Source organism: Rhizobacter sp. P2_H2, assembly GCF_056403375.1.
The window spans coordinates 1-3,196 of sequence record NZ_JBFUFP010000637.1 but is presented as its reverse complement, the minus strand read 5'-3'; the positions used below and the strand labels follow the sequence as shown (position 1 = coordinate 3,196).

General features: G+C 74.6%; 2 protein-coding genes. Both read right to left on the bottom strand.

The features are described from left to right. Positions 1 to 1,476 (bottom strand): chemotaxis protein CheA (locus tag AC1D15_RS23855; RefSeq protein WP_477827925.1); only part of this gene is annotated, 1,476 nt, incomplete at its 3' end. Between the two features lie 46 nt (positions 1,477 to 1,522). Then, complete coding sequence (locus AC1D15_RS23850) at positions 1,523 to 2,986, bottom strand: CHASE3 domain-containing protein (RefSeq protein WP_477827924.1); 1,464 nt, start codon at positions 2,984 to 2,986, stop codon at positions 1,523 to 1,525. Between the last annotated feature and the right edge of the window lie 210 nt (positions 2,987 to 3,196).

Below are 3,196 nucleotides of genomic sequence, written 5' to 3'. Positions count from 1 at the left end.
GGCCTGGCCGGTGCGCGGCGCGGCGCGCCCCGGCTGCAGCAGCTCGGCCAGCGCGACGTAGGCGATGGCCTCGCCGTCGTGCAGCATCGCCTCGCCGCGGGCCGTGCGCGCCAGTTCGTGGGCGCCGTGGCGCAGCGCGCGCCGCACCGCCGCCAGCGGCAGCGCGACGCGCCGGCCRCCGGCCTCGACCACCRGCGCCTGCAGCGAGGCGACCGACATCGGCACCACCAGCTCGAGCGTCGTGCCCACGCCGGGCTGCGTCTGCACGGCGACCCGGCCGCCCAGCCGCTGGACGGCGTCGCGCACGACGTCCAGCCCGATGCCGCGGCCCGACACTTCGGTGACGACGCTGGCCGTGCTCAGGCCGCCGCGCATCAGCAGCTGCAGCAGGCCCGGGCCGTCCAGCTCGCGCAGCGCCGGTGTCGGCCAGCCCTTGCGCTGGGCGGCCAGCCGCACGGCCTGCGCATCGATGCCGGCACCGTCGTCACCGATGCGGAACACCAGGTGCCGGTCGCGCCGCGCGACCTCGAGCGTGACGCGGCCCTGCACCGGTTTGCCGGCGGCGATGCGCGCCGCCTCGCTCTCGATGCCGTGCGCGACCGCGTTGCGCGCCAGCTGCAGCAGCGCGCCCTGCAGGGTCTCGATCCATTCGGCGTCCAGCCGCACGTCGCCGCCGCGGGCCTCGAACACCACGCGCCGGCCCAGCAGCTGGGCGGCATCGCGCACGGTGCGCTCCAGCGGCGTGAAGAGCGCGGCCGCCGGCACCAGCCGCAACTGCTCGGCGGCCTCGCGCACCTGGCGCAGCTCGCGGTCCATCTGGTCGACCGAGGCGCCCAGGCCGCGCTCGACGCCGCCGAGCAGGCTGCGCAGTTCCTCGGCCATYGCGTGCGAGGCCACCTGCGACAGCTCGCCGGCCGGCGCATCGGCGCGCCCGCGGCGCGGGTCCAGCCGGTCGGCCAGCCCGTCGGCCAACCCGAAGGCGCGCAGCGTGGCCGTGAGGCCGCGGCGCAGTGCCGCGACCTGCGCATGCGCCTGGGTCAGGCTGTCGAGCAGCAGGTCCATGTCGGCGACGTCGGCGCGCACCGTGCGCACCGTGTGCAGCGTCTCGGTCGGCGCGGTGGCGCGCGACTGCGGGTCCGGCCGGGGTGCCGCGGCCGGCGCCGGCAGGTCCAGCGCGCCCAGGCCGGCGCCGATCGCGTCGAGCAGCGCCAGCGAGGCGTCGACGGTGTCGCGCGGCGGTGCATCCGGCGCGTCGCGCCACGGCCCGAGCAGGTCTTCGAGGGCGTGTGCGTGGTCGGCGATCGCCGGTTGGCGCACCACCCGTGCCGCGCCCTTCAGCGTATGCGCCACGCGCAGCAGGCGGGCGACGGTCGTGGCGTCGCCGGCGCCCTTCTCGAGGTCGAGCAGGCCCTGGCCCAGCTGCTCCAGCAGCTCGCGCGCCTCGACGCGGAAGTAGCGGTACGGGTCGGTGACCATCGGGGCGGCGCGCGGTGACAGGCGGTGACGGGCGGTGCCCGGGTCCTCAGGCGGCCACCTGCGGCTGCACCAGCCGCAGCAGTTCCTTGGACAGCCCGGCCAGCTGCGACGCGGTCTGGAAGGTCTGCCCCGAGCTCGCCTCGGTTTCCTTGGTGGCCTGGGCGGTGTTGGAGATCGCGATGTTGACCTGCTCGACCGCGGTGGTCTGCTGCTTGGTCGACAGCTCGATTTCGCGCGCCGCCTCAGTTGTGGTGGCCACCAGCGCGGCGATGCGCGTGAAGGATGCGGCGACGTCGCCGAACTGGCGCGCGCCGGCGTCGACCGCCTTCGAGCCGGTCTCGGTCGCCATCACGGTGGTGTTGACCGCGCCGCGCACGTCCTCGATCAGCGTGCGGATCTCCTTGGTGGAGCCGGCCACGCGGTCGGCCAGCTTGCGGATCTCGTCGGCCACCACGCCGAAGCGCTTGCCGGCCTCGCCGGCGCCGGTGGCTTCGATGGTGGCGTTGATCGCGAGGATGTTGGTCTGCTCGGCCAGCTCGGAGACGATGTCGAGCACGGCGCCGATCTGCTGCGACTTCTTGCCCAGCTCCAGCATGTGGTTGACGACCAGGTCGACCTGCTGGCGGATGCCCGCGATCGACTCCTTGGCCACCTGCACGGTGCCGGCGCCGGCACCGGCGGCGCTGGCGGTCTGCTCGGCGACGCCGGCCACGCGCTGCGCGCTCTCGGCGATCTGGCGCGAGGTGGCGAGCAGCTCGCTGATGGTGGTGGTGATCTCGGTCATCGAGGTCGAGGATTCGCGCGCCCCGGCGGCCTGCTGGTTGGCCGCCGACTGCAGCTCGGTCGACGAGCGCTGCACGTGCTGCACGGCGGCCGCGATCTGGGTCGTCAGCGAGCGCGTCAGCACGTAGCCCGCCGCACCGACGAAAAGCAGGCAGAACAGGGTGCCGAGCACGATGGTCGAGCGCGCACCCGCGGCGGTGGCCTCGACGTCGTCGGCGCGCTGCTTCAGCAGGTCGCGCTCTTCGCGCTCCATCTGTTCGGCGACCTGACGGAACTCGTCCATCGTGCGCTTGCCCTCGCCGCCCAGCACCGCCTTGACGGCGGAGTCCAGGCCGGCCTGGCGGCGCAGGTCGATGATGCGCCGCAGCTCGGCCAGCTTGGCCGAGACGAGGGCCTGCGCGGCGTCGATGCGCCGCTGCTGGTTCGGGTTGTCGGCGGTCAGCTCGCGCAGCTCCTTGACCTGCCGCGCGACCGCGCCGACCGCGGCCTGGTAGGGCTCCAGGTAGGCCTCGTCACCGGTGATCACGAAGCCGCGCTGGCCGGTCTCGGCGTCCTTCAGCTGGCCGAGCAGGCCGGCGACGTGCTCCAGCACGACGTGCGTGTGCGCGACCGCGTAGCTGGTGCGTGTCAGCGAGTCGAGGCTGCGGTACGCCACGCTGCCGATGCCCAGCAGCAGCAGGAACGAGACGGCGAAGCCGATGGCGATTTTTCGTCCGAAGGTCCACATGCGGTGCTCCTGTCAGTCAGTCTGTCAGTCGATCAAGCCGTGCCGGCGGCGCAGCGCCGCGCCGCGGCGGTGAGGGTGTCCAGCACCGAGGCCAGCGCGACCACCGGCCGCACCTGTCCAGCGTGCTGGCCGGGGCCTTGCAGGATCTCCTGCACGTGGCGGCGCGCCGCCGACGGGTCGGCCGCGGGCCGGGCCGCGCCGCGCGGCACC

Coding starts and splice junctions, on each gene's coding strand:
- AC1D15_RS23850 (WP_477827924.1), bottom strand. CDS start 2,986: ATGTGGACCTTCGGACGAAAAATCGCCATCGGCTTCGCCGTCTCGTTC.